Below are 25,456 nucleotides of genomic sequence, written 5' to 3' on the forward strand. Positions count from 1 at the left end.
CCGGCAGACCGCAGCACCGAATCGCCACACTCGAAGGCTCACAGCACTCGTCTCAGTCCGGGGGCCACGGTGGCCAGGTGACCCACGGCGAAGCACAGGGGTACCCCGAGAGCGGCGACGAGGAGGAACTTCGCCTCCGGGGGTAGGGCAAGCCAGCCAAGACCGACCATGAGCGAGGTCAGGACGAGCGGGTGCATCAGGTAGGTGGCGTACGACGCGCGCCCGGCCGCGCGCGACCAGCGCCGCTCCCCCGTCCATCTCCGCCGGAACCAGGCGAGGCACCACATCGTGAACGACACGGACACGATCCCGTATGCGACGGCGAACCCGATCCCGCGCCACCCCATCTCGTGCAGCATGTCCTCCAGCGGCGCATCCCCCGAGGAGGCGATAAAGCCGATGGCCGCCGCCCCGCCCACCACCGTTGCCCACCCCCAGGCGCGCTCGGTGCGCCGCTGGAGAAAGGGCACACCTTCGCCGTCCGCGGTCTCAGCGGCCATCGCGCCGAGGCCGAAGAGGACGCCGCCCTGCAGCCACGCCCCCGGGCGAGCGCTCATGAGGTGCTCATCGAGCAGCGACGACGTCGGCCACAGCGCGACTGCTCCCGCCGTGATCACAACCGCGGCGGCCAGGTGAGATCGCCAACCCGGCCGCCGCGTGAGGGGCTGCGGACGGACCGACCGGAGCAGCGCATACAGCGTCGAGCAGAGGATGAGGGCCACAACGAACCAGGTCACCCCGAACTCCGACTCGCCGAGGTAGTCCACGAAGGATCCGTGCTCGCGGCGCAGGCTCCCCACCAGGTCGGCGAGCGGGTTGATCACGAAAACGAAGACCGCCACCGGGACACCGAGCCGGATCAGCCGGTCGACGACGAAACGTCCGGGTCCGCGCCGGTGCAGCGACCCGGCCGAGAACCACCCAGCCAGCCAGAACAGCGGCCCCAGACCGAAGACGGCGCCGAAGAGGGCGGGCACGGCGAAGACCGCGAATCCCACCGGCGTGGGATCGAGCTCGTCGTGGTAGTACCAGTCCGCGATGTCCGTGACGTAGGCCGTCGCGGTGTGCACGACGATGACGCCCGCGATCGCGGCCACCCTGAGATTGTCGACCCAGGTCAGCCGACCTGTCATTACGGCGGTTTGCGGTGGTGCGCTCATCCCAGCGCCTCCTGCATCTATCGTCGCACCACCACGACGACGCCACCCGCCACTTGCGAGATCCACCGCTGGGTGACCGCCCTCACCGTCCGTCCCCGCACGCGGCCTCCATGGCCAACCCGGTGCGACACCGTAGGCCGCAGCAGTCCCTGTGGAGAACTATCATCCTCGACGCAACCGCGGGACCTCTCCCCCAATGCGGCCGTGATTCCTCCCCTCCCCTGTACGAGGGCCGAGGTAGGAGTTGGACTAGCGCGTACCGCGAAACCTCGGCTTGTGCCGCAGGTCCCGACGCAGAGCCCACGCTTGCATGAGCGCTCGCCTCCGGCATCGCTGGAATGTCTCAGACGATCCTGCACGCGGCGGCCTGCCAGCCGTGCCCTCCTCGACATTTTGCCTGATCAGAAGGCTATACGTGTGGTGGACGTGAAGGGACTCGAACCCCTGACCTCTCGCGTGTGAAGCGAGCGCTCTAACCAGCTGAGCTACACGTCCGTCGGTGCGGACACCACCGGGAGACTCTACATCACAGCCAGAGGTGCTCCTGCATCCAATCCTCGTACGGCTGGGGCAGCAGAACGACCGATCCGGACAGCCTCAGAACGGCCCAGACGATGAGGAGGACGAACGCGAACGTCAGCAGTCCGAGCACCCCGCGGACGAACCAGTTCTGGGTCATCACCCACGCGTTCCACACCGTCAGCCGGTCCTTGACGAAGTCGAGCAGCTGCTGGGCGCGCTCGAACTCGGAGGCCCAGATGAGCAGGCCCAGGATGACGATGAACCACCCCGGGCCGGGCAGCGGGACCAGGACGAGGCCGAGGCAGACGATCGTGAGCCCCACGAAGAAGACGATCCACCGGTAGATCAGGTAGCTCTGGGCGTTGGCCCGAATCTTGGCCCGCCAGGCGAAGTCGTGCTCGGGCTGGTAGCGCGGGTCCGAGGGGCGGAACCGTCGCGGGCGCCGGGTCGGCTTCTCCGTCACGGGTCCATCGACTCGGCGCTGTGCCGCGCGAACGACTCCGCCGCGGCCTTCGTCAAGGGCCCCACGGACAGGACCCGCTCGTCCACCCGGTCCACCGGCATGACGTCGCGGGTCGAGGAGGTGATGAACACCTCGTCGGCATCCCGGAGGATCTCGATCGGCAGATCGACCTCCCGGACGGGGACGCCGTCGGCGAGGCACCACTGCAGGACGAGCTCGCGCGTGATGCCGGCCAGGGCGCCACTCCTCAGCGGCGGAGTAAGGATCTCGTCGCCGACGACCACGAAGATGTTACTGCCGGTTCCCTCGCACAACTCACCGCGGGTGTTGGCGAAGATCGCCTCACTCGCCCCGCGAGCCTTGGCGTGCGCGAGCGCGACGACATTGTCGGCGTACGACGTGGTCTTCAACCCAGCGGTAGCCGCCCGCTCGTTGCGGGTCCACGGCACGACGACGACACCGCCGCTGGCAGGCGGCCGCGGCATCGGCCCGGCCGTGACGACGTAGGTGTAGCCGCCATCGCCGCGGTCCGAGCCGAGAGGGCCGATCCCGGCGGTGACGGTCCACCGCACCCGACCGAACGCGAGCGGCTCCTCGAGCACCGCGGCGATGCCGGCCTCGATCACCCCTCGGTTCGCCGGCGGCAGCCCCAGGCCGTCGAGACTCCGATCGAGGCGGTCGGCGTGCCGGGTCAGGGCGAATACCCGACCCGCCTCAGCCTTCGCGGTCTCGAAGACCCCGTCGCCGACCGTAATGCCGTGGTCGACGGCGCTGATCGCAGGGGCGCCGGGCTCAACCCGAGCGCCGTCGACCCACACGCGGATGTCGGTGCTCATGCGTCCTACCCTTCCAGATCCATCCCGCTGCGGGCGAGGCGTCACCGGGCCGAGGCGAGTCCGACGAGCCGGGCCGCCTTGAGCTCGGTCTCGGCCCACTCGAGGGCGGGGTCGGAGTCCCAGGTGATACCCGCGCCGGTCCCGAAGCACAGCTCCACGGCCGATGTACCGCCGGACTGCGCGCTGGGCCGGACGAAGAACGTGCGGATGCCCACTGCGAGTTCCGCCCGGAGGTGGTCCGGATCACGGGTATCGATCCAGCCGATCGCCCCGCAGTATGCGCCGCGCACCTCCGGCTCCAGGTCGCCGATAGTGCGCAGTGCACTGGACTTAGGAGCTCCGCTGACGGAGCCCGGAGGGAAGGTCGCCTCGAGGATCTCGCCCCAGCCGGTGGCGTCGCGTAGGTCGCCGGCGACGTAGGAGGTCAGGTGCACCAGGCCGGGGTGGTTCTCGACCGCGCACAGTGCCTCGACCTCGACGGTGCCCGGCTCACACACATGCGACAGGTCGTTGCGCACGAGGTCGACGATCATGACGTTCTCGGCGACGTCCTTCGGCAGGAGTGCATCGGCCGTCGTCGCCGTCCCCTTGATCGGCCCGGAGGTCACCCGCCGGCCGTCCACCCGCAGGTACAGCTCGGGCGACGCGCAGACGACCCCGACACCGGCCGATCGCACGTCGACCAGCCCCGCGTAGGGAGCCGGATTACCCTGCTCGAGGACGGCCGACAACGCGGCAAGATCGGGCCAGCCGGCGAGGTCGTGGCTGAGGACGCGGCAGAGGTTGACCTGGTACACCGTGCCGGCTGCGATCCGCCGCCGGATCTCCGCGACACCCTTCTCGTATGCGTCGCGCCCCATCGACGTTCGCCACCGCCCGGTGAGACCCGCCCAGGGTGAGCCCGACCGCGGGTGAACGGCGGCGTGAGCGGCACCACCGCATACCTCCTCGAAGCGGAGCGCGGTGATCTGCCCCTCGAAGGTCACGACGATCGCCCACCAGCCGGGCGGCAGGTCGCTCAGGTCCTCCCTGACCTCGGCGAGCCCTCGCGCCTCAACGGTGCCGAAGCGCGCGTGATCCACCCGAGCCATGGTACGGGCGGCCGAGCCCGACCCACCCACTGTGGGTGGCCCCGTCCGAACACCGCACACCGCGCCGGTCGACTGAACTAGCGTGTCCCGAGCGGGCCGAACCCGGTCGCACAGAGCGCGCATGCAGAGGAGATGCAGGTGTCGACCGAGGCCACCATCGTCTTCGTCATCGTGGTCGCGGCACGCTTCCTCGTCCCACTGCTCATCCCGCGCTACCCGCTGCCCGCGATCATCGCCTGTCTCGTCATCGACGGCGTCGACCAGACGGTGTTCCAGCTGTTCGGGTTCGACCCGCCCGGCTACCAGGGCTACGACAAGGCGATGGACCTGTTCTACCTGTCGATCGCGTTCCTCAGCACCCTGCAGAACTGGACCCGGACCGCCGCGGTCCAGATCGCCCGGTTCCTGTTCTTCTACCGGATGGTCGGCGTGCTCTTGTTCGAGCTGACGGGCATCCGCACACTCCTGTTGATCTTCCCGAACACCTTCGAGTACTTCTTCATCTTCTACGAGCTCGTGCGGCTGCGCTGGGATCCGCGCCGATTCGGCCTCCGCTTCTGGCTGCTGTCCGCCGCCGCGATCTGGATCTTCATCAAACTCCCCCAGGAGTACTGGATCCACGTCGCCCAGCTCGACCTGACGGACACGATGCGCAACGTGCCATGGTTCACTCCGGCACTCATCGTCGCGGTCATCGCGCTGGTGGCAGTGGTCTGGTTCGTCGTCATCCCGCGGATGCCCACGCCGGACTGGTCCTGGAGGATCGCCCCGGAGCCATTGCCCGAGGAGATGGACACCGCCCGCGAGCGGGACGCCTGGATGGCGCGCAACCTCAAGGTGATCTCCTGGTGGTCGCTGGAGAAGGTCGCCCTCATCGGGCTGCTCGCAACGGTGTACGCCCGTATCTTGCCCGGCCTGAACGTCTCTGACCTGCGCATGTTCGTCGGCATCTCGATCTTCGTCCTCGCCAACGTCGTCGTGTCGCTGCTCGTCGCGCGACACGTGGGCAGTCGCTCGGGTCTGTTCGCCGCCTTCATGGCCCGCGTCGGCGTCAACATCGGCCTCGTCCTCATCGCCGGTCAGTTCGTGGGTGCTCGGGCCCTGTCGGTGAGCGACACGCTGTTCTTCGTCATGCTCCTGTCGCTGCTCATCACCTACCACGACCGGTTCGCCCCGGTCGGGGCGGTGCGAGTCGAGCACGACACGACCGACCCGGAGCCGGCCGGCCGCTGAGCGGCCGGCCCTGGGTCACTCCTCGCGACGTCCCAGTGGGCGCGTGGCCGGACCCTCGATGACGGCGCCCTCCATGGTGAACCGGGACGCGTGCAAGGGGCAGTCCCAGGTCTGCTCGGCGTCATTCCAGGACAGCACCCCGCCGAGGTGTGTGCAGACGGCGCTGACCGCACAGCGCCCCCGGTCGACCTCCGCCACCGCGGTCGGGGTGAGCGGGTTGCCCGTCACCCGCCCCTCCCCGTGGGCGATGTCCTTCGGCAGAGCCAACCGGGCTCGGTCACCGGCGAGGTGCGCCGCCACCCGCGCGTTGTGCTTCGCGGCATCGGCGACGCCGCGAATCGACGAGGTGTTGCCGCGGAACGCGCCCGCGTATGGAAGCGGGCTGCCCATGATGTCGGCGGTGATGATGTGGGCGGCGGCGGGGGCGTTCGTCAGGCCCCACTTGTTGTATCCCGTCGCAACGAAAAGCGCTTCGTCGGTGCCCGGCACCGGTCCGATGCGCGGCATGGCACCCGCGGCGCGGTAGTCCTGGGCGGACCAAGCCCAGCGAAGCTCCCCGACCTCGAGGTACTCGCGGGCCCACTGGTCCAAGTCGTCGATGCACGCGCGTGTCGAGATCCGCGCGCCGACGGTGTGACCGTTGCCTCCGACGAGGAGCAGGTCGCTCTCCCCCGCGGCGGTCGCCGGTGCCGTGCGCAGCGATCTCGTCCGCTTGTCGAGGGAGAGCGACATGCTGTGCGGCACCCGCGACAGGTCGGCCTCGTAGGCCAGGACGTAGGAGCGCTCACCGGTGAGGCGGGCGAAGTCGAGGGTCCGGTCCAGGATGGGTGTCTGGGTGGCGAGGACCACCCGCTCACAACGAACGGCTCCGGCCTCCGTCTCGAGCCGCCATGGACGCCGCCAGTTCAGACCGGTGACCCGCACACCCTCGACGACGCGACCGCCGAGGCTCTCGAGCTCCTCGCGCAGAGCCCGCACGAGCGCCAACGGGTCGACCTGAGCCTGGTCCTCCAGCGAGATCGCCGACCGGACGGCGAAGGGCAGGTCATGCTCAACGAGCGGCTGCGCGTCGAGCCCGGCCGCCTGCACCGCGGACAGCTCGTCGCGCACCTTCCGCTCGCCCGAAGGAGTGACCGCGTACGTCACGGCGGTGTGGGTCTGGACCTCCACGCCTCTCGCCTGAGCGAGTTCGAGCAGCCAGGCCTGTCCCTCGCGGTTCGCGGTGACGTATGCGCTGGCCGCCTCCGCCCCGGCCGCGCGGCGAATGCCCTGCACAAGTGATCCCTGGAGCAGGCTTACCTTGGCGTTCGTGCGACCCGACGTGCCCGACCCGACGCGGCGGGCCTCGATGACGAGGGGCTCGATGCCCTGCTGGGCCAACCGGACCGCCGTGCTCATCCCGGTGAGTCCGGCGCCGACGACGACGACCGTCGCCGACCGCGGCAGCTCCACCCGCGAGGAGACCTCCTCAGGCGACTCGCCCCGGCGAGCCCACCACACCGCGTCGAGTCCGATGGCCGTCCGGTCGAGGTCCTTCATGGTGTCTCCTCCGTCTCGTCGTGCGCCCGGCCGGTCCCCGCCTGGCGATCTCGTGCCGTCCACGTTCTCCCGGCTCCCAGGCATCGTCGCAGGTCCTCAGGGTCGACGGGTAGGTGAGCACCGCATACATCCCGATGCGTGCCGGGATCTGCAGAGTCCGGATCGGACGAGACCTCCGAGGTTCAAGCGGGGGACTCGCCCGAGGAGTCCCGTCCCCGGCGCAGACGGGGTGCCTGGTGATGGACCAGGGACTCGAGTATCTGGTCGATCAGCGACGCTCCACCGTCGTTCGCGGGGAACTCGACCTTGACATCGACCAGGTACTGGGTGAGGCCGTCGAGCCTGGCGGCCAACATCTGCAGCACGGCGAAGGCGGCCCGCGGCCGGTCGTGGAAGAACCGACCCGGATCCGCGATCACGTAGACCACCACATCGGTCTCGGCGCGGGCGGTCGCGGTCGCCGGCTTGCCGAGGATCCACGACATCTCGCCGAAGACGGCCCCCGGGAACTCGATCCTCGCGAACGGCGTGTGGTCGCGCTCGACCCTGACGCTGCCGGAGACGAGGACGAGAACGCGCTCCGGGCTGGAACCCTCGGCGACGAGAATGTCACCGGCTTGGATGCGCTCCTCGGGCAGCCCGGCGCACTCCTCGAGCAACGTGGTCACGGGTCCATTATGTCCACCCGGTCCTCGAGCGGACGACGTCGGCCAGATGACGTCACCCGGATAGACAGAACCCGAGATCGATGATCACGACCGTGCGCTAGCCTGGCCCCCGGGTCCACCGGTGGGCCCGAAGGAGGACGGATGTCCAGGGCCACGATCCTCGCTGTCGACGACGACCCACAGGTCTCGAGAGCGATCGCGCGGGATCTGCGTGCGCGCTACGGGTCGACATATCGAGTCGTCCGCGCGACGTCCGGAGAGGAGGCCCTCGGCATCGTCGCCGAGCTGGCCCTGCGCGCCCAGCAGATCGCCCTGCTGGTGTCCGACCAGCGGATGCCCGGGATGACCGGGATCGAGCTCATGTCACGGGTACGAGAGACCTCCCCCGAGACCCGCCTGCTCCTCCTCACCGCCTACGCGGACACCGACGTCGCCATTCGGGCCATCAACGACATCGGGCTGGACTACTACATGTTCAAGCCGTGGGAACCGCCCGAGAACACGCTGTACCCCGTGGTCGACGACCTGCTGGAGGCGTGGCGCCGCGCCAACCCCGACGATGACGGCACGGTGCGGGTCATCGGTCACCTCTGGTCCGACCGCAGCTACGACGTCAAGATGTTCCTCGCCCGCAACCACATCCCCTACCGCTGGCTCGACCTCGAGCGCGACGACGAGGCGCAGCGCCTCGTCTCCCTGGCCGGCCACGACGAGCCCGCCGACCTGCCGCTGGTGCTCCTGCCCGACGCCGAGCCGCTGTGCAACCCGTCGAGCGTCGAGCTGGCCGAGGCGCTCGGCCTGCGCACGCGCGCCCAGCAGCCCCTCTACGACCTCTGCATCGTCGGCGGCGGCCCCGCCGGGCTCGCCGCGGCGGTCTACGGGGCCTCCGAGGGACTGCGCACCGTGATCGTCGAGCGCGACGCCCCCGGGGGCCAGGCCGGGCAGAGCGCCGCGATCGAGAACTATCTGGGGTTCCCGAAGGGCGTGTCGGGGGCGGACCTGACGCACCGAGCTGTGGCGCAGGCGGCTCGGTTCGGGGCTGAGACGGTTTTGGCGAGGGAGGTCGAGGGCCTGGAGCAGCGCGGGCCGGTCCACGCCGTGCGACTCGCCGACGGCGGTGAGGTCGAGAGCCGCGCCGTCCTCATCGCGACCGGCGTGGCATACCGACGGCTCAACGCCGATGGGGTGGACCGCCTGGGATCGCGGGGGGTGTACTACGGCGCGTCAGCGAGCGAGGCGGCGCAGACGGTCGACCAGGTCGTCCACGTCGTCGGCGCGGCGAACTCGGCGGGACAGGCGGTCCTGAACTTCGCACGAGTCGCCCGCAAGGTCGTCATGCTCGTCCGGGGCAGCGGGCTCGCCGCGTCGATGTCGGAGTACCTCATCGACCGGATCTCTGCGTCGGAGAACGTCGAGGTGCGCTTCCAGACCGAGGTGGTCGCCGCGCACGGTGACGGTCACCTGGAGTCGGTCACCCTCGTCGACCGCGCCACAGGCACCGAGTATGACGAGGACACCAACTGGCTCTTCGTCTTCATCGGCGCGCTCCCCCGGACGGACTGGCTCGGGGACGACGTGGTCCGCGACGCCAAGGGCTTCCTCGTGACGGGACCGGACCTGCTTCGCGCCGAGTACCCGCAGCGATGGCCGCTGACCCGGCCGCCCTTCGCGCTCGAGACGAGCGTGCCCGGCGTCTTCGCCGCCGGGGACGTCCGGCTCGACTCGATGAAGCGGGTGGCGTCGGCGGTCGGCGAGGGTGCGATGTCGGTCTATCTCGTCCACCGATACCTCACCACGGTCTGATGGACCGCGCCGAGCTGCGAGACCTCGCTCTGTTCGACGGGCTCGACGACGCACGTCTCGACGCGCTGCTGAGCGCGGCCACCGAGCACAGGGCACGCCGCGGGGAGATCCTGTTCACGGAAGGGCGTCCGGCCGACAACTGGTGGGTCCTGCTCGAGGGCACGATCGCCCTCGTCCGACAGGTCGGCACCGAACGCTCGGTGCTGGGATACATGACCACTCCCGGCCAGTGGGCCGGGGGTTTCGCGGCCTGGGACGAGTCGGGGGTGTACTTCGCCTCCGGCCGGGTCGAGAACCCCGGGCGACTGCTGAAGCTTGATGCCGGCGACCTACGCCGACTCGCCGAGGAGTGGTTCCCTTTCGGGGTCCACTTCATCGAGGGCTTCGTGAACACCGTGCGCCGGATCGAGTCGACCGCGCGTCAACGCGAGGCCCTCGTCGCCTTGGGAACGCTTTCCGCCGGGTTGGCGCACGAGCTGAACAATCCCGCGTCCGCGGCGACCCGCGCCGCGGACGGCCTCGAGGACTCGACGACGAACCTCCTCGATGCCCTGTCTCGGCTGGCCAGTGCGGGCATCTCCGCCGAGGCGTTCCGGGCCCTGAACGACCTTCGGCTCCGGATCAGCGACGGCGAGTCGGGCCTCGGCGCCCTCGCGCTGTCGGACCGCGAGGATGAGCTGTCCGACTGGATGCTCGACCATGGGGTCGAGGAGTCGTGGCGCATCGCGCCGTCTCTGGCCGCAGCCGGGGCGGACCTGGCCTGGTGTGAGGAGCTGGCGAACAGCGTGCCGCCGACCTCACTCACACCCGCTCTGGAGTGGGTGTCCGCGGCCGTGGCGACGGGTGGGCTGCTCACGGAGGTCAAGGAGGCCACCGGCCGGATCTCCGCGCTCGTCTCCGCCGTACGCTCCTACTCGCAGATGGACCGGGCTTCGCTGCAGACCACGGACCTGGTCGAGGGTCTTGAGAGCACCCTCGTGATGATGGGGCACAAACTGGGCAGCGGCATCGAGGTCACGCGCCACTACGCCCCGGGGCTGCCCCCGATCGAGGCGATGGCAGGCGAGCTGAACCAGGTCTGGACGAACCTGGTCGACAACGCCATCGACGCGATGGAGGGGTCCGGCACGCTCGCCGTCTCAGCCCGCTCCGACGCCGTCGGATGGGTCGCCGTCGAGATCTCGGACACCGGGGGCGGCATGCCACCCGAGGTCCAGGCGCACGCGTTCGAGCCCTTCTATACGACCAAGGATGTCGGCAAGGGGACTGGACTCGGCCTGGACATCTCGCGGCGCATCATCGTCGAGCGGCACTCGGGTGAGATCACCATCGATTCCGGTTCGACGGGCACGACGGTGCGGGTCCGGCTACCGATCCGCCACGTCGGGCGGACCTGATCCGAATGCGGGGGGCTCGCGAGAGCGTCGGCCTGCGACGTCCGGGCCCTTGAGGCGCAGCCCCGGGACGAGGAGAATGGCGCGGTCACCACATCGGCCGTGCACCGCTCGGGGCGGCCGCGGCTGACATCTGTGAGGAGGATGCACCATGCTCGACCACGCAACCGTCACCGCCAACATCCCGGCCGCCGATCTCGATCGAGCCAGGACGTTCTACGCCGAGAAGCTCGGAATGACCCCCGACCAGGACATCGAGGGTGTCATGCTCGTGTACCGCACCGCGGGTGGTTCGACGTTCAGCATCTACCGGACCGACTACGCCGGGCAGGCCGGCCATACGATCGCCCAGTGGCACGTCGACGACGTCGACTCCTCGGTCCGGGACCTGCAGGCCAAGGGCGTCGCGTTCGAGCACTATGACGACATGCCGGGCGTCGAGTGGAACGGCGACGTCGCCTCTATGGGAGACATGGGCAAGGCAGCGTGGTTCAAGGACAGCGAAGGCAACATCCTGTGCATCGACGACGGCTTCCCCGAGTAGCGCCTCAGGACGCGAAGGCGCTGCACTTGCGCTGGCTGAGCTCGAGGTAGCTCGGTCAGTCCGCAGGGTTGGGGGGCGCTGGGTGCGATGTCCGATGTATCCATCGTGACCTCCCGTCCGTCTATGGGTGTTCGTCTCGAGCGATCTCCCATGGAGGACATCATGAACCGCAACGTCGGATGACCGGCCTGACCAGCGGCCTGGGACTGCTCCCCGTCATCGCCGCCGGCCAGATGCCGGGACTGCTCCGGTCCGCCCGGTCCCTGACGAGCGATCGAGGTCGCGCCGAGGACCTTGTCCAGAAGACGCTCGCACGAGCACTGCAGAAGCGCGATCAGCTCCGCGGCCAGTCGTCGCTCGCGACCTGGTTGCACCGGATCCTCCGCAACCTCGCGGTCGACACACCGCTCGGCGCGACCGCGAGCTGCCGGCCGACGTGCCGACGTGCCGATGTGAAGGCGTGCATACGGTCGATGCCGTGGAGGTCGCAGCGCGAGCCGAGACCCGCCCCGGGCTGCTGAGGCACTGACCCACCTCCCGGTCCGGCCGCAATGCGGTCTTGTTGCGCGACGCCGAAGGAACGACCATGACCGAGGTCGCCCGCATTCAGGGATCAGCCCGCCTGCCGCCAGACAACGGCTCCGCCGGGGACGGACGATGCTCATCACCGAGTCGGCCCGACGGCTCGCCCGTCGCGTTGAGCTGCACCTCGAGATCCCGACGCTCTGATCGACCGGCTCGGAACGGCCGGAGGCGCACGTGGTCGCATGAGCCCTCCCAGGAGGACATCCCTCACCTCGGGGAGGCGTCGTCGCGTCGCCCGACTCGCACGCAGTTCCATGTTCGCTCCGGCGCAAGGTGGACGCAAGGTCGGCCCGAGACACTCCGCGTGAGGCCAGACCGCCGACGGGTGGTCCGGGAGCAAGGAGCCCGCCATGGACGAACCGACACAGCGACACAGGGCACTTCTGCTCGCCCTGCTGCTCTCCTACGGCGGTGGGTTCTGGCTCGCCCTGACCCATCACGGTCTGCCCAGTACCTCATCCGGGGACCTCACCCTCGCCACCGACGGCTTCTGGGTCGCGACGCTCGCCCTCCTCCCGCTGAGGGGTGCGGTGGGTGTGGCACGACGTCTCGGCGCGGACCACGTGTCATGGGGCGTCCGCACCGGGATCGTCGTCGTGACCGCGGCCCCGGTCCTTGCATCGGTCTCGGTGCTCCGGCGGACCCTCTTCATGGCCGACCCACCGCAGTCCCCGCTCGCCGTGATCGCGATGCAGGACCTCATCATCGCCGCGACCGCCTGCCTTGTCATCGCGGGAGTCGCGACTCATCTGCAGGGGAGCAGAACCCGCCCTCGGAGCGACCTCCACGCAGGTCCTGCCCAGGTCAAGACCATGTCCCGTCGGGCGCCGGTGGCTGTGGGCATCACCGCGCTCACCGCGATCTCGCTCGCGGCGACACCAGTCGCTGCGGCTCCCCAGAGCACCGCAGCGGCCGCGGCGCAAGGCGTGTGCTCGGCAGCGACCCGCACCATCACGTACGAGGTGGAGGCGTTGTCGCTGGACCTCCCGCTCAACGGGTGGGGCGACCATGTGCCCGACGCCATGATGTACGCGCTCTCGAACGACGACGCGCTGGTCAGTGCGGATGACATCCGGGCCGAGCCGGGTCGGGCAACGCCGCTGGTCCTGCGCGCCGCCGTCGGTGACTGCATTCAAGTCACCCTCAAGAACAGTCTGTCGGGCAAACGCGTGGGCATGCACGTCGACGGTGTCGCAAAGGAGGTCACCGGCCCGAACGCGAGCGATGGTGCGAACATCGGCCGCAACGACGACTCCACCGTCGCTCCCGGCGGCTCCCGCACCTACACCTGGTACGCAGGACGCAAGGGACAGTTCGTCATCAACGACTACGGGTCCGGGACCGACTACGGGCGCACGGACCCCTCACAGGACACCACGAGCCGGGGACTCTACGGAGCACTCGTGGTCGTCGAGAAGGGCTTCACCTGGCACGACCCGGTGACCGGGACACAGCTGCTGTCGGGTGGCCGCGGTATCGGCGCGCCGGTTTTCGCCGATGTCCGCGGACCGGGTCAGGGGGACGACTACCGCGATATCGCTCTGCTCTTCCTCGACGAGCCGGAGGGTGTGCTCGACAAGAACGGTCGAACGCCCAGGTTCCCCCACACCGGGATCGAGGACGTCTCCTTCGGGTTCAACTACCGCACCGAGCCACTGCGCAACCGACTCCAGGCCGTCATCGACCACAATGACGGCAAGACCGTGACCCTGCCGAATGGCACCGTCATCCTGCCCGAGGACAACTGGTGCGACGGCTGGACCGTGGACCAGACGGATGAAGAGAACCTGGCTCGGCTGGCCAAGGACAGGGGGATCTCCGCCTGCCACGGGGAGGAGTCGCACCTGCAGTCCTGGCCCTTCGGAGACCCCGGCAAGCTCAGCACCACGGTGGACGAGACGGACGTCCTGGAGATTGCAGCGGGTGGGGGCACCTTCACCCTGACCTTGCAGGACCCCACGGTCCCGCGCCCTCTGGGCGACGACCTCTCCTCGCCGATCACCGGCCCTGCGTTCCCAGGTCAGCGCGCCACGACCGACCCAATCCCCTTCGACGCCTCCGCCGACGTGGTGGAGGACGCCCTCTTGGCCCTCAAGGTCCTCCCCCTCGCGGACCTCGCTCCCGGCGACATCTCCGTGACCAGCCCCGCCGCGGGACGCTATGTCATCGACTTCGCCCAGCACTTCGCCGGACGCGATGTCGAGCTGACCGTCGACGGCGACGGCCTCCTTCCCGTTCCCGGCGACGAGCCGGATGCTCCAGCCGTGGGTCCCACCGCGGAGGTCTCGGACACGGCGGAGGGCGCGAGGAAGGGTCGCATCGACGTTATGAGCGACGCTCTCATCCCCCACGCCTACCGCGGTGACCCCGTGCACGTCCGGCTCATCCATCCCGGGGTCAAGGAGACCCACCCGTTCCACCAGCACACGAACCGGTGGCGGCAGGAGTCCGAGGACGCCGGCTCGACGCGGTTGGACGTGCAGTCCATCAGCCCCGGCCAGGCCATGGACCTCGTCTACGAGGGCGGTGCAGGGGAAGCGATCACGTCCGACCCGGCGGACTCGAAGTCGAGCCAGAAGTCGGCGGCCGAGTGGCTCGAGGCAGGGCGGCCCGATCTCGCTGCCCTGGCGATCTCGAAGGCGAGCAACGGCGACCAGATCTTCCACTGCCATCTCTATCCGCACTTCGCCCAAGGATTCTGGGGGATGCTGCGCGTGTTCGACCGGCAGCGTCCGATCGACGCGGGTGCGTGGCCGGTAGACGTCCCGCGCACGTATCGCGACGGCACCCCGATGGAGCCGCTCGCGCTGCTGCCGGACCTCGACCTGTCGGCGACCAGGCCGGGCACCGACACGACGGTGCACGTCACGCCGCTGCCCGACGCCGCACACCCGGGCTTCCCCATCTTCGTCAAGGGTGAGTACGGGCAGCGTGCCTACCGCCCTCCGGGTGCCGTGGTGGCGGACCAGTTCGGCTCGCCGACCCTCAATTGGCGGCGCCCTGGGGACACCGTGCGCGGCTACGACTCGGCCTCCACGACCAACCTCGAGCGGGCGAACATGATCACGACGCAGAAGGGCGACACCAAGCAGGCCATTCCAGGGTCCTTCTTCATCGACCCGTGTCCGCAGGGAGTGCCCGTGCGTCGGTACTATCCCGCCGCGGTGGACGCCAAGATCGTCTACAACTCGGCGGGTTGGCACGATCCCAGTGGGAAGCTCTACGTGGAAGCTCCTCCGAAGGAGCGAGGCGATCCCCTTACAGCGATCGACGTGGCCGGTCAGATCCGCGACAGGATTGAGGCCGGTGAGGTCGCCACTGAGCCGTACAACATGCGGGCCAATCTCGGCGACTGCGTCATCATGCAGACGACCAATGCCACGCACCTCGACAACGACCCCAACGTGCCTGCCGACGTCCATGACGGCCAGTTCGACGGCGACGGCGCCCACGGCGTCACTGGGGGCAACGCGTTCCACCTGCCCATGCTCATGAGCGAGCTCAGCACCCACGTGCATCTCGTGCGCTTCGACGAACTGGGGACCGACGGCACCTCGGTGGGGTGGAACTACGTCCAGGCGCCCATGGTCGGACAGTCCTACTCCTACCGGTGGTTCGTCGACGTCCCCCTGCGCACCGTCTACTTCCACGACCACCAGAACCCGAACACCCACCAGCAGCACGGCCTCTGGGCCGCCATGAACGTCGAGCCGGCCACCTCCGTCTGGCACAGCTCCACGAGCGGCACCCCGCTCACTCCCGACTACTGCGAGGGTCTCGGCCTGCCGGGGTCGTCCTCTGAGCCCGCCTGCTACGGCGTCGGCGCGGTCGCGGACATCAAGGTTCCCGGCACCAAGTCCGGCACCTGGTCGGCCAGCTTCCGCGAGTTCACAGTGAACTACTCGGACTTCGTGCCGCTGCTTGACGCGGCTGGCGATGCGATCAACCCGCCCGGAGAGCCCGACGACTTCGCGACCGACCAGGGCGGTATGGCCATCAACTACCGCAACGAGCCGTTCCCCACCCGGATCAACTCGTCGACGTCCGGCCTACGCAACGAGCCGGCCTACATTTTCAGCTCGGCCGTCCACGGTGACCCATCGACCCCGCTGTTCCGCGCATATGCCGGCGATCCGGTGATCTTCCGGTTCATGGGAGGCGCCCACGAGGAGGGCCACAACTTCACCGTCTCCGGCCACCGATGGCTGCACGAGCCGGACGACCCGAACTCCAACCTGTACGACAGCCAGTTCGTCATGATCTCCGAGTTCTTCAACTTCGAGGTCAGCGGCACCCAAGTCGTCAAGCGAGGCACCAAGGACCAGGCTGTCGAGCGGGCGCGGGAGGTCGGCACCACAGAGTCGGGTGGCTCGATCATCCTCCCCACCGGCGCAGGGGCGCCCGGTGACTACATCTACTCATCACAGCCGCTCAACGATCTGTGGATGGGCATGTGGGGGATCTTCCGTGTCCAGGCGGCGAGAACGCCCGACTTGCAGCCGCTCCCGACACGAACAGCTCCTGCGACAGCGATGAACGGGTCCCAGTGGCCGGCCGTCAAGCCGGGCGAACCACTGCGCCCGCCGTTGGACAATCCGAAGCCGTGTCCGACCACAGCCGTGCAGCGGACCTACAACGTCAGCTTGGTGAACACACGCATCGACTACAACGAGTTCGGAGATCACGATCCGAACGGGGTCGCGTACGTCCTTGACCAGGACCTCGACTCGGCTGGGCGGCCGAAGGCCGGGACCACGTTGCGCCCCCTGTTCATCCGGGCCGCGGAGAATGAGTGCCTCAACCTCGTCCTGACCAACCGGCTTCCTGAGCGCGGCGTCAGCCTGGGCGTCGGCGACCCGGTTAACCCGGTCGAGAGGATCGGGAACACCGGGACGTCCCACGTGGCCAACCTCGTCGACGGACGACCGGAGAGGGTCACCCCGACCTGGCCGGCGGGGAACCGGGCATCGATCCATCCCTCTGGCCTGATCCGCTATAGCGTCATCGCCGGTGACGGCTCCGCAGTCGGCTACAACTTCGACTCGACCGTCGGCCCAGGCCAGAAGTACACGTACAAGTACCTCGTCGACAGCAGGAACATCGGAGTCGCCAATCTGGGCGATTGGGGCAACCTGCGCACGACTCGACACCACGGAGCCTGGGGTGCTCTGATCGCCGAGCCGAAGGACGCGACCTTCCACGAACCGGAGTCTCTGTCGACCCTGCGAAACGGTGCGGGTGAGCAGGCGGTTGTTCGCTACACCGACTCCACTGGGACAGTCCGCGCCTTCCGCGAGTTCGTCGTCGACATCCAGGACGGCCTCAACCTGTTCGACGCCGAAGGTGAACCGATCGTGGACCAGTTCGCTGGGGAGAACGAGGACATGGGTGAGATCGCAGTCAACTACCGCAACGCACCGTTCGACCACAGGCTGGCAGGCGGAGGCGACATCGCCGACGTCGTCAGTTCGCGAGCTTTCGGCGACCCCATGACGCCCATGCTCCGCGCATACCCCAACGAGCCGGTGATGGTGCGGATCCTCAACAGCCAAGACCTCCCGAGGGTGCACAGCTTCGGTATGAGCGGTCACGCGTGGCGCTACGAGCAGAACGACCCGAACAGCAACATCGTGACGAGTCAGGGCGGCTTGAACACCGGCCGCGCCTTCAACGCAGGTATCTGCGCCGGCTCGGTCACTCCTATGCACAACCTCCACGCAGCCGCCCTCTGTGACGGGACGAACGCCGTGGCGGGCGACTTCCTGTACAACGACCGCAACTTCTTCCACATGTTCAGCGGCGGCGCGTGGGGCATCGTGCGGGTCCACGGGCAGGCCCAGGCCGACCTCAGGCCGTTGTCCGACGTCCTGAACCTGCCGAAGAGCAGCACGCCGCCGAAGAAGAAGTGATGACGCAATGAGCGCCATGTCGATCACCGGATCCCCGCATCTCGCCGAGAGTGACACCACTCAGTCGTGGGTCCAGCGGACGCTCGTCGCGACGATGTTGGTGGTGGCCATGGTCGGTGCGTCGCTGACCGCATGGCTGGTGCTCATAGCGCCACCGGCCGTCTCCGTCACACAGGTCGGCGTCCCGGTGGACCTGTCGCAGGGCACCTTCGTCGTCACGCGCACGTCCACCACGATGGTCCCGCAGACGCAAGGCCCGCCGACGGCGGCCAAGATGGCGGGCACCGTCGGGACTGACCAGCTCCAGGTGTGGGTCGAGCTGAAGAGCACCGACTCCCAGGGCATGGCCTACTCCCCCGACCAGTTCCGTCTCGTCCTTGAGGACGGTGCGGTGCGGACACCGTCCGGCTCGACGTTGATCGATGGTCTGCTGCCCAAGGACAGCGCCATCAGCGCTCAGGTGTGGTTCGACGACGTACCTGCCCTCGAGGAAGCGTGGCTCGAGTACGCCGCTGACGACGGAGCCATGGTGCGTCTCGCCCTCGTTCAGACCTCACAGCAGCCACAACCAAGTCACGGTCATGGCTGATCCGCAACTCAGTTCAAACCGCCTTGGCGCAGAACGCTCAGAGCCCCTCGAAAGGGGCTCTGAGCTGCGGTTATGTGGTGGGCGATACTGGGTTTGAATCAGATTTCGGGCAGTGTTTGGAATCTGGTCACCACCTGCAAGTATAGCCTTCTCACCTGCGGGTTTGTGCGCCAGTGACGCGTGACAGATGCAGTCACGAGTGGACATAATTACACTCTCATCCGATGCATATCCGATGCAGAATCGACCGATGAGGCTGGGTGGGCAAGATGGCGCGACGACCGAAGAGAGGCTTCGGGCAGCTGACCAAGATGCGCTCTGGACGCATCCAAGCCCGCTACACCGGCCCCGACGCCGCCCTCCACTATGCCCCCACCACGTTCGACACCCGCGAAGACGCCGAAGCCTGGCTCGTCGATGAGCGACGCAAGATCAGCGAAGGGCGGTGGACTCCCCCAACGACCACGCCGTCCGCCACACCGCGAGTCTTGACCTTCGGTGAGTACGCCGAGCGGTGGATGACTCGCCGTGACCTCAAACCCCGCACCGCCGTGCACTACCGCTCACTCCTTGACCGGCAGATCCTGCCCACCTTCTCCGTCGTGCCACTGAGGGACATCACCAGCGAGGCCGTCCGCGACTGGTGGGCGGAGCGGGACCGCAGCCGCCCCACCCTTTGGAGCCACGCCTACGGACTCCTGCGCACCATCCTCGGCACCGCCGTCACCGACGAGAAGATCACGGCCAACCCCTGCCACATCCGCGGCGCCGGCACCACCAAGCGGGCCCGCAAGATCAAACCCGCCACCCTGCACGAGCTCGAGACGATCACCGCCCACATGCCGCCGAAGTACCAGCCGATGGTCATGCTCTCCAGCTGGTGCGGCCTCCGGTTCGGCGAGGTCACCGAGCTGCGCCGCAAAGACCTCGACCTCAAGAACGCCGTCATCCGCGTCCGACGCGGCGTCGTCCGCGCCAACGGTGAGAAGATCGTCGGCACCCCGAAATCCGACGCCGGAACACGAGATGTCGCCATCCCGCCCCACCTGGTGCCGATGCTGCAGGCCCACCGCGACGCGCTCCCAGCGCGTGGCCCCGACGCGCTCCTGTTCCCTGCGGCCGACGGGACGTCACACATCGCGCCCAGCACTCTCTACCGCGTTTACTACCCCGCTCGAGAGGCAGCCGGCAGACCCGACCTGCGCTGGCACGACCTCAGACACACCGGAGCCGTCCTCGCCGCTCAAACCGGCGCCACCCTAGCCGAACTCATGGGCCGACTCGGGCATTCCACCCCCGCCGCAGCGCTCCGCTATCAACACGCCGCCCAAGGACGAGACGCAGAAATCGCGCGCCGCCTCTCCGAGATCGCGCGGCACACAGACTGACTTCAGCCCCCCTCCCCCACCGCTGCGCCTGCGTCACTGCGCCCACAGTGGGCTACGTCCGCTCGCGGGCACAGCGTCGATGACGTGCTCTGCATCGCCTTGACGGGGGGTGGTTGACCGAGGGGTGTGGCGCGTTCTCCGCTGGGTCAGAGCAGTCGGTATCCGCCTGCCTCATCGAGAGCGGCGGCGACGTCGTCGCCGCTGAGAGGGGCGTCGGTGTGGACGGTCACGCGTGAGCTTCCGTCGGGTACGAGGTCGACCTCGACGTCGTTGACGCCGTCGAGGGCCCGCAGTTCCTGGGTGACTGCGCTGGTGCAGTGTCCGCAGGTCATGCCGGCGACCTCAAAGGTCTGCGTGTTGGCGCTTGTGGTCGCTGTCTCCGCGGTGGATGACTCGGCGCCAGTTCCGCAGCCGCAGCCTCCGCAGCCGCATCCGTGGCCGCTGCGTTCGCCGAGCTGCAGGGACTGGGTGGTGGATGAGTTGTTAGTCATTGGAGTCCTTCTGGTGTCTACGCCTGCGAGTGGACGAGCAAGCGGATGGCTCTGCTGGCTTCATCGAGTCTGTGGTTTCGTTCCATGGGATCGGGGGTGGGAGCTAGGCAGTGTCGCAGGTGGTGGTCGAGGAGGATGAGGGCCACGCTGTCGAGGGCCTGGTCGCCGCGGAAAGTTGGATCAGGATGTCGGTGCAGGGGGCTTGGCGCCGCACCTGTCGCTGCAGGGCCTGGACCTACCATTCGACCCGGTGCAGCCGAGCGATGAGGGCGCGCTCGTCCGTGATGTAGCTCGGTGGGCCGGGCACGGCGTCCTCCTGAACGGTGGTCAGTTGTACGTGCCAAGTATACCCTCCAGGGGTATGCGGCGGCTCACTTCGCCAGCAATGTTGACCAGACCTTCATAAACGCGTGTTGACGCGCGGGGCGGTGTGGCGGTGAGTGTGCAAGGGCAGGTAGACGGTGAACTCGGCGCCGCGGCCTGGGCCGTCGCTGGTGGCGGTGATGTTGCCGCCGTGGGCGTCGACCAGGGCTTTGCTGATGGTCAGGCCGATGCCGCTGCCGCTGCGGTCGCGGGTGCGGGCGGTGTCGCCGCGGTAGAAGCGTTCGAAGACGTGGGCGAGCTGGTCGGCGGGGATGCCGTCTCCGTTGTCGCGGACGGTGAGGGTGGCCTCGCCTCCGTCGCGTGAGGCGGCCAACGTGACGATGCCTCCGGGCGGGGTGTGGCGTAGGGCGTTGGTGAGCAGGTTGGCCAGGACCTGGGCGATGCGGGTGCGGTCGACGCTGACCTGCAGTCCGGCGCTGCCGGTGGTGTCGACCAGGAGGTTGACGCCTTTGTCGGTGTAGGGCTCGCGCAGGGCATCATGGGCGGCCCAGAGCAGGTCGGAGACGGCGTGGGGGTGCACGTCGAGGCCGAGTCGTCCTTCTTCGGCGCTGGAGACCTCGTCGATGTCGTCGGCGAGGCGCGCGAGGCGGTGGGTCTGCTCGGCAAGGACGGCTCGGGACTCGGGGCCGATATCGGCGATGCCGTCGTGGAGGCCGTCGTGGTAGGCGTCCAGGGTGGCGATGGGGGTGCGCAGCTCGTGGGCGAGGTCGGAGAGCATCCGGCGGCGGGTGTCTTCGGTGCCTTCCAGGCGTGCGGCCATGGCGTTGAAGGCTTCCGCGAGGGTGTCGAGCTCGGTGCCGGAGCCGACGTCGAGGACTCGAGTGGCGTAGTGGCCGCGGCTGAGCTCGCGGGCGGCGCCGGTCATCTGCTCCAGGGGGTGGCGTAGGCGGCGGGTCAGGAACCAGGTGACGGCGGTGGCGGCGATCAGGGCTATGAGCAGCCCGACGCCGAGCGAGATCAGGGACGCCTGCAGGTAGCCCCTCTCGATGTGGACCAGTTCGGGGGTGTTCTCCTCGTGGCCTGACTGGAGGAGGTGGTAGTGGAAGATCGGGGGGCCGACGAGCATGGCGACCAGGGCGGTGGTCAGGGCGCCGGCGAGCAGGACCATGCTCTGTCCTGCGAGCAGCCGGGTCGCCAGACCGCGGGCGCGGGGCGGCTTCGTTGTCGTGCTCATCCTTTGCCCATTCGGTAGCCGATGCCGCGGACGGTGACGACGTAGCGGGCCGTGTCGGGGTCGTCACCGAGCTTGCGGCGCAGGTGGGCGATGTGGACGTCGACGAGGTGCTCGTCCCCGACCCAGCCCCCTCCCCAGATCTCGTCGATGAGCTGGCGCCGGGAGAAGGCCATCGTCGGGCGTGCCGCGAGGGTGATGAGCAGGTCCCGCTCGGTGGGTGTGAGCGCCACGGGGTCGCCGCCGAGGCGCACTTCGTGCGCGTCGGAGTCGACGAGGAGGTCTCCGAACTGACGGGCGGGTTGCCGGGTCGGCCCGGGGGCCGCGTTGGCGGTGCGTGGGCGGCGCAGGACGGCCTGGACGCGGGCGACGAGCTCGCGGACGCTGAAGGGTTTGGTGATGTAGTCGTCGGCGCCGACGGAGAGCCCGATGAGGGTGTCGATCTCGTCCTTGCGGGCGGTGACGACCAGGATGTAGCAGTCGGAGAAGGTGCGGATCTGCCGGCAGACCTCGATGCCGTCCAGGCCGGGCAGGCCGAGGTCGAGGATGACCACGTCCGGGGACTGCTCGCGCGCGGCTTCTATCGCCTCCGGGCCGGTGTGCACGACGGTGGCGTCGAACCCGGCCTGGGAGAGGTAGGCGGCGACCATGCCCGCCAGCGCCTTCTCGTCCTCGACGACGAGCACGCGCGCGACGGGCTCGACGGGCGCTTCCGCGGCGGCGCGCGGGGAGGGAGTGCTGTTCACCTCACCAGTGTCGCTGCCCGACCTGGACGCTGGCACGTACCGGGGTCCTGCCGGCACCGATCTTCGTCAAACCTCAACCGTTCCGCTGCCTGGCCTTCGCGTGGGCGGCGCACGCTGGTGAGCAACAAGCAAAGTTGCGCTGGAGTCGATGAGAGGAGCCCGGTGATGATGTGGGGCGAGGGCTACTGGAGTGGCTGGATGTGGCTGGTCATGGGTGCCGGCACGCTGACGTTCTGGGTGGTGGTCATCCTCGTCGTGCGCGCCTTGCTGCCCACCCGTGGCCCCCAAAGCGGCGAACCGCCGCGGCCTGATGCGTTGACGCTGCTCAAGGAGCGGTTGGCCCGCGGCGAGGTGACGCCCGAGGAGTACGAGCAGCGCCGACGCCTCCTCGTCGACGGGCACTGACCCTCTCCCCCCTGCCACCCTGTGAAGGAACCGATGACCTCGCTCTCGCGCCGCGACCTGTTGGCCGGCGGCATGGGGCTGTCGATCTCGGCAGGTTTGGCCGCGTGCAGCACCCCGAACACGCCCTCGGTCACACCGTCCTCGCTGCTCGGACCGCCGACCGGGGCGGCCCCGTCGCCCGGCCAGCGGGTGGTCGAGCAGTCTCTGACGGCACGCCCGCTCACCCTCGATCTGGGCGGCCGTCAGGTCGCCACCTGGGCCTACGGCGACCGGGTCCCCGGACCCGTGCTGCGCGCCACCGCCGGTGACTTCCTGCGCGTCACCCTGCAGAACGAACTGCCGGCCCCCACGACGATCCACTGGCACGGGATCAGGCTGCGCAACGAGGCCGACGGGGTTCCGGGAATGACCCAGGACCCTGTCGAGCCGGGCGGGCGGTTCGTGTACGAGTTCACCGCACCCGACCCGGGCACGTACTTCTTTCATCCGCACGTCGGGGTCCAGCTCGACCGGGGCCTGTACGCGCCGCTGGTCATCGATGACCCGGACGAGCCGGGCGCCTACGACGCGGAGTGGGTCGTCGTCCTCGACGACTGGATCGACGGCACCGGTGCCACCCCCGATGAGGTGCTTGAGCAGCTCATCGCCGACGGCGGTGAGGACTCAGGCGGGATGGGTGGGATGGGTCACGGATCGATGGGCGGGATGGGGATGGGCGATCCGCCGTGGGGTGACGCCGGCGACGTCATCTACCCGCACTTCCTGGTCAACGGCCGACCCCCGACCGACCCCGAGGTCCTGAGCGCCCGCCCGGGTCAGCGGGTGCGGCTGCGGATCATCAACTCCGCCTCCGACACGATCTTCACCGTCGCCCTCGGCGGACACCGAATGACGATCACCCACTCTGACGGTTTCCCCGTCGAGCCCGTCGATGTCGAGGCCGTCTACATCGGGATGGGCGAGCGGTACGACGCGACCGTCACCCTGCGCGACGGCGTCTTCCCGCTGGTGGCCTGCCCCGTCGGCAAGACCAGCGGCGGACAGGCCATGGCGCTGGTCCGCACCGGCGCCGGCAGCCCACCCGCACCCACCGTCACCCCGAGCGAGCTGGACGGGCCGGTCCTCATCGGCTCGCAGCTGCAGCCGGCCGAGGCGGCCCGGCTGCCTCAGCGATCTACCGACACCTCCGAAGATCTGGTGCTGCAAGGCTCGATGCGTCCGTACCGATGGGGCATCAACGGCGCCGTCTACGGCGAGAACGAGCCGCTGACCGTCGAGCGCGGGCAACGGCTGCGGCTCAACGCGGTCAACATGTCGATGATGACCCACCCGCTGCACATCCACGGCCACACTTTCGCCCTGCCGTCCGGGCTGCGCAAGGACACCGTCCTGATGGCCCCGATGCAGTCCTTCGCGATCGACCTCGACGCCGACAACACCGGAGATTGGATGATCCACTGCCACAACGTCTACCACGCCGAAGCCGGCATGATGATCGCCCTGGAGTACACCACATGACCCCTCGCTTCTCCCGCTGCGCCGGCGCCGCCACGCTCGGCACCGCGCTGCTGCTCACCCTCTCCGCCTGCGCCGGCACACCTCAGGCAGCCTCGCCCCCAGCGGCCGCCACGGCCTCGACGACGGTAACGCCGCCTCCGCCGGAACCCTCGGCAACGGCCGCGACGACGACCCCATCGGGGCACGCAGAGCCGATGGAACTGAGCGTCTCCCACATCCACGCCGCAGTGCGCGACCCGCAGACCGGTGAGCTGCTGCTGGCCACCCACGAGGGCCTCTACCGGCAGCACGGAGACGACCTCACCCAGGTCGGACCGGTCATCGACCTCATGGGCTTCGCCGTCGCCGCGGACGGCACGTTGTACGCCTCGGGTCACCCGAGCGCCGGGGCTGGCCTGCCTGAGCCGGTCGGGCTGATCACCTCCACCGACGGAGGCGCAACGTGGCAGGTCGCCTCCCGCGGCGGCGAGTCCGACTTCCACGCCCTGACGGTCGGCCCGGTCACCGTCGTCGGCTTCGACGGCGCACTGCGCTCCACCACAGACCGGCAGACGTGGACCACCGGGGACCTGAACCTGCCGGTCATCGGTCTGGCGGCCTCACCGGAAACGGGCATCCTGCTCGCGACGACCCAGGCCGGGCTGCTGCGCAGCACCGACGACGGCGTCTCGTGGGAGACGCTCTCCCCGCCCGAGGCCGCTGTCCTCGTAGCCTGGGCGGACGATGAGACCGTTGTCGCTCTCACCGTCACGGGGCGCCTCGCGGTCAGTGAGGACGGCGGTCGCACGTGGACCCAAGGCCCGCGGAGCATTGGGGCCAGCACGCTTTGGGCGGAGCGCGGCGCCAACGGGGTGGTCGAGGTCATCGCCGTCGTCGACGGCACCGTGATCGCGACCACCGACCAGGGGAGCAGCGTCCAGGTGCTCGCCGGTTGAGGCGCGATCCGACCCCGAGCGCACAGCGCATACCTCTTCATCGAATCTCAACCTGCTCCCAACCAGATCTCTGCACGCCTCT

At 68.9% G+C, this 25,456-nt stretch carries 20 protein-coding genes and 1 tRNA gene; 11 read left to right on the forward strand and 10 right to left on the reverse strand.

Annotated elements, in window-relative coordinates:
* Window positions 1-38: 38 nt before the first annotated feature.
* The 5 genes from GA707_RS19150 to GA707_RS19170 form a co-directional block, all read right to left on the reverse strand.
* The gene (locus GA707_RS19150) at window positions 39-1,160 is read right to left on the reverse strand and encodes an acyltransferase (protein ID WP_152180059.1); all 1,122 of its coding nucleotides are present in this window, start codon (window positions 1,158-1,160) and stop codon (window positions 39-41) included.
* A 418-nt stretch (window positions 1,161-1,578) separates the two neighbouring features.
* A tRNA-Val gene (locus GA707_RS19155) sits at window positions 1,579-1,655 on the reverse strand.
* Window positions 1,656-1,686: 31 nt separating this feature from the next.
* Complete coding sequence (locus GA707_RS19160; protein ID WP_226963966.1) at window positions 1,687-2,145, reverse strand: PGPGW domain-containing protein; 459 nt, start codon at window positions 2,143-2,145, stop codon at window positions 1,687-1,689.
* Window positions 2,142-2,981, reverse strand: coding sequence for an aminotransferase class IV (locus GA707_RS19165; RefSeq protein WP_193315437.1), 840 nt, complete (start codon window positions 2,979-2,981; stop codon window positions 2,142-2,144). Before GA707_RS19165 ends, GA707_RS19160 begins: the two co-directional genes overlap by 4 nt.
* Before the next feature lie 41 nt (window positions 2,982-3,022).
* Window positions 3,023-4,072 carry a chorismate-binding protein gene (locus GA707_RS19170; protein ID WP_152180060.1) on the reverse strand — a complete coding sequence of 350 codons (1,050 nt, stop codon included), beginning with the start codon at window positions 4,070-4,072 and terminating at the stop codon, window positions 3,023-3,025.
* 138 nt (window positions 4,073-4,210) lie between these two features.
* On the opposite strand from GA707_RS19170, the gene GA707_RS19175 reads away from it, so the two are divergent.
* The gene (locus GA707_RS19175; protein WP_152180061.1) at window positions 4,211-5,305 is read left to right on the forward strand and encodes a hypothetical protein; all 1,095 of its coding nucleotides are present in this window, start codon (window positions 4,211-4,213) and stop codon (window positions 5,303-5,305) included.
* 15 nt (window positions 5,306-5,320) lie between these two features.
* On the opposite strand, the gene GA707_RS19180 is transcribed toward GA707_RS19175, so the two are convergent.
* Together GA707_RS19180 and GA707_RS19185 are read right to left on the reverse strand one after the other, a co-directional pair.
* Window positions 5,321-6,844: an FAD-dependent oxidoreductase gene (locus GA707_RS19180; protein WP_193315439.1), complete on the reverse strand. Its 1,524-nt coding sequence runs from the start codon at window positions 6,842-6,844 to the stop codon at window positions 5,321-5,323.
* Window positions 6,845-7,026: 182 nt separating this feature from the next.
* Complete coding sequence (locus tag GA707_RS19185; protein ID WP_193315440.1) at window positions 7,027-7,512, reverse strand: Crp/Fnr family transcriptional regulator; 486 nt, start codon at window positions 7,510-7,512, stop codon at window positions 7,027-7,029.
* A gap of 141 nt (window positions 7,513-7,653) precedes the next feature.
* Between GA707_RS19185 and GA707_RS19190 the strand changes: the two genes are divergently transcribed.
* From GA707_RS19190 to GA707_RS19220, 7 genes are all read left to right on the forward strand, one after another.
* Window positions 7,654-9,315 carry an FAD-dependent oxidoreductase gene (locus GA707_RS19190; protein WP_152180064.1) on the forward strand — a complete coding sequence of 554 codons (1,662 nt, stop codon included), beginning with the start codon at window positions 7,654-7,656 and terminating at the stop codon, window positions 9,313-9,315.
* Window positions 9,315-10,712: a sensor histidine kinase gene (locus tag GA707_RS19195; RefSeq protein WP_152180065.1), complete on the forward strand. Its 1,398-nt coding sequence runs from the start codon at window positions 9,315-9,317 to the stop codon at window positions 10,710-10,712. The genes GA707_RS19190 and GA707_RS19195 overlap by 1 nt, the downstream gene beginning before the upstream one ends.
* 148 nt (window positions 10,713-10,860) lie before the next feature.
* A complete protein-coding gene (locus tag GA707_RS19200) occupies window positions 10,861-11,253 on the forward strand; it encodes a VOC family protein (RefSeq protein ID WP_152180066.1) in 393 nt (130 codons plus the stop codon).
* Window positions 11,254-11,432: 179 nt separating this feature from the next.
* Window positions 11,433-11,774: an RNA polymerase sigma factor gene (locus GA707_RS21580; protein WP_152180067.1), complete on the forward strand. Its 342-nt coding sequence runs from the start codon at window positions 11,433-11,435 to the stop codon at window positions 11,772-11,774.
* 414 nt (window positions 11,775-12,188) lie between these two features.
* A complete protein-coding gene (locus tag GA707_RS19210) occupies window positions 12,189-17,747 on the forward strand; it encodes a hypothetical protein (protein WP_152180068.1) in 5,559 nt (1,852 codons plus the stop codon).
* A 7-nt stretch (window positions 17,748-17,754) separates the two neighbouring features.
* Entirely contained in the window at window positions 17,755-18,336 is a 582-nt protein-coding gene (locus GA707_RS19215) for a hypothetical protein (RefSeq protein WP_152180069.1), read from the forward strand.
* A gap of 269 nt (window positions 18,337-18,605) precedes the next feature.
* On the forward strand, window positions 18,606-19,724 hold the full coding sequence (locus GA707_RS19220; RefSeq protein WP_152180070.1) for a tyrosine-type recombinase/integrase: 1,119 nt from the start codon (window positions 18,606-18,608) through the stop codon (window positions 19,722-19,724).
* Between the two features lie 146 nt (window positions 19,725-19,870).
* Here GA707_RS19220 and GA707_RS19225 read toward each other — a convergent pair whose 3' ends face one another.
* From GA707_RS19225 to GA707_RS19235, 3 genes are all read right to left on the reverse strand, one after another.
* Window positions 19,871-20,215, reverse strand: coding sequence for a heavy-metal-associated domain-containing protein (locus GA707_RS19225; RefSeq protein WP_152180071.1), 345 nt, complete (start codon window positions 20,213-20,215; stop codon window positions 19,871-19,873).
* A 400-nt stretch (window positions 20,216-20,615) separates the two neighbouring features.
* Window positions 20,616-21,773, reverse strand: a complete 1,158-nt coding sequence (locus GA707_RS19230; protein ID WP_152180072.1) for a cell wall metabolism sensor histidine kinase WalK — start codon at window positions 21,771-21,773, stop codon at window positions 20,616-20,618.
* A complete protein-coding gene (locus tag GA707_RS19235; protein WP_226963968.1) occupies window positions 21,770-22,516 on the reverse strand; it encodes a response regulator transcription factor in 747 nt (248 codons plus the stop codon). Before GA707_RS19235 ends, GA707_RS19230 begins: the two co-directional genes overlap by 4 nt.
* 165 nt (window positions 22,517-22,681) lie before the next feature.
* On the opposite strand from GA707_RS19235, the gene GA707_RS19240 reads away from it, so the two are divergent.
* The 3 genes from GA707_RS19240 to GA707_RS19250 are packed head-to-tail and all read left to right on the forward strand — an operon-like array spanning window position 22,682 to window position 25,374.
* Window positions 22,682-22,921 (forward strand): SHOCT domain-containing protein, encoded by a 240-nt coding sequence (locus tag GA707_RS19240; RefSeq protein ID WP_152180073.1) that lies wholly within the window; start codon window positions 22,682-22,684, stop codon window positions 22,919-22,921.
* 33 nt (window positions 22,922-22,954) lie between these two features.
* Window positions 22,955-24,439 carry a multicopper oxidase family protein gene (locus tag GA707_RS19245; RefSeq protein ID WP_152180074.1) on the forward strand — a complete coding sequence of 495 codons (1,485 nt, stop codon included), beginning with the start codon at window positions 22,955-22,957 and terminating at the stop codon, window positions 24,437-24,439.
* On the forward strand, window positions 24,436-25,374 hold the full coding sequence (locus GA707_RS19250; protein ID WP_152180075.1) for a F510_1955 family glycosylhydrolase: 939 nt from the start codon (window positions 24,436-24,438) through the stop codon (window positions 25,372-25,374). Before GA707_RS19245 ends, GA707_RS19250 begins: the two co-directional genes overlap by 4 nt.
* The last annotated feature ends 82 nt before the right edge of the window (window positions 25,375-25,456 follow it).

This window comes from Nostocoides sp. F2B08 (genome assembly GCF_009184895.1).
GTDB lineage: Bacteria > Actinomycetota > Actinomycetes > Actinomycetales > Dermatophilaceae > F2B08.

Bases quoted from the DNA above. Each gene is read 5' to 3' on its own strand.
- GA707_RS19150 (WP_152180059.1), bottom strand. From the start codon at position 1,160: ATGAGCGCACCACCGCAAACCGCCGTAATGACAGGTCGGCTGACCTGG.
- GA707_RS19165 (WP_193315437.1), bottom strand. From the start codon at position 2,981: ATGAGCACCGACATCCGCGTGTGGGTCGACGGCGCTCGGGTTGAGCCC.
- GA707_RS19170 (WP_152180060.1), bottom strand. From the start codon at position 4,072: ATGGCTCGGGTGGATCACGCGCGCTTCGGCACCGTTGAGGCGCGAGGG.
- GA707_RS19180 (WP_193315439.1), bottom strand. From the start codon at position 6,844: ATGAAGGACCTCGACCGGACGGCCATCGGACTCGACGCGGTGTGGTGG.
- GA707_RS19190 (WP_152180064.1), top strand. From the start codon at position 7,654: ATGTCCAGGGCCACGATCCTCGCTGTCGACGACGACCCACAGGTCTCG.
- GA707_RS19195 (WP_152180065.1), top strand. From the start codon at position 9,315: ATGGACCGCGCCGAGCTGCGAGACCTCGCTCTGTTCGACGGGCTCGAC.
- GA707_RS19200 (WP_152180066.1), top strand. From the start codon at position 10,861: ATGCTCGACCACGCAACCGTCACCGCCAACATCCCGGCCGCCGATCTC.
- GA707_RS21580 (WP_152180067.1), top strand. From the start codon at position 11,433: ATGACCGGCCTGACCAGCGGCCTGGGACTGCTCCCCGTCATCGCCGCC.
- GA707_RS19210 (WP_152180068.1), top strand. From the start codon at position 12,189: ATGGACGAACCGACACAGCGACACAGGGCACTTCTGCTCGCCCTGCTG.
- GA707_RS19215 (WP_152180069.1), top strand. From the start codon at position 17,755: ATGAGCGCCATGTCGATCACCGGATCCCCGCATCTCGCCGAGAGTGAC.
- GA707_RS19220 (WP_152180070.1), top strand. From the start codon at position 18,606: ATGGCGCGACGACCGAAGAGAGGCTTCGGGCAGCTGACCAAGATGCGC.
- GA707_RS19225 (WP_152180071.1), bottom strand. From the start codon at position 20,215: ATGACTAACAACTCATCCACCACCCAGTCCCTGCAGCTCGGCGAACGC.
- GA707_RS19230 (WP_152180072.1), bottom strand. From the start codon at position 21,773: ATGAGCACGACAACGAAGCCGCCCCGCGCCCGCGGTCTGGCGACCCGG.
- GA707_RS19240 (WP_152180073.1), top strand. From the start codon at position 22,682: ATGATGTGGGGCGAGGGCTACTGGAGTGGCTGGATGTGGCTGGTCATG.
- GA707_RS19245 (WP_152180074.1), top strand. From the start codon at position 22,955: ATGACCTCGCTCTCGCGCCGCGACCTGTTGGCCGGCGGCATGGGGCTG.
- GA707_RS19250 (WP_152180075.1), top strand. From the start codon at position 24,436: ATGACCCCTCGCTTCTCCCGCTGCGCCGGCGCCGCCACGCTCGGCACC.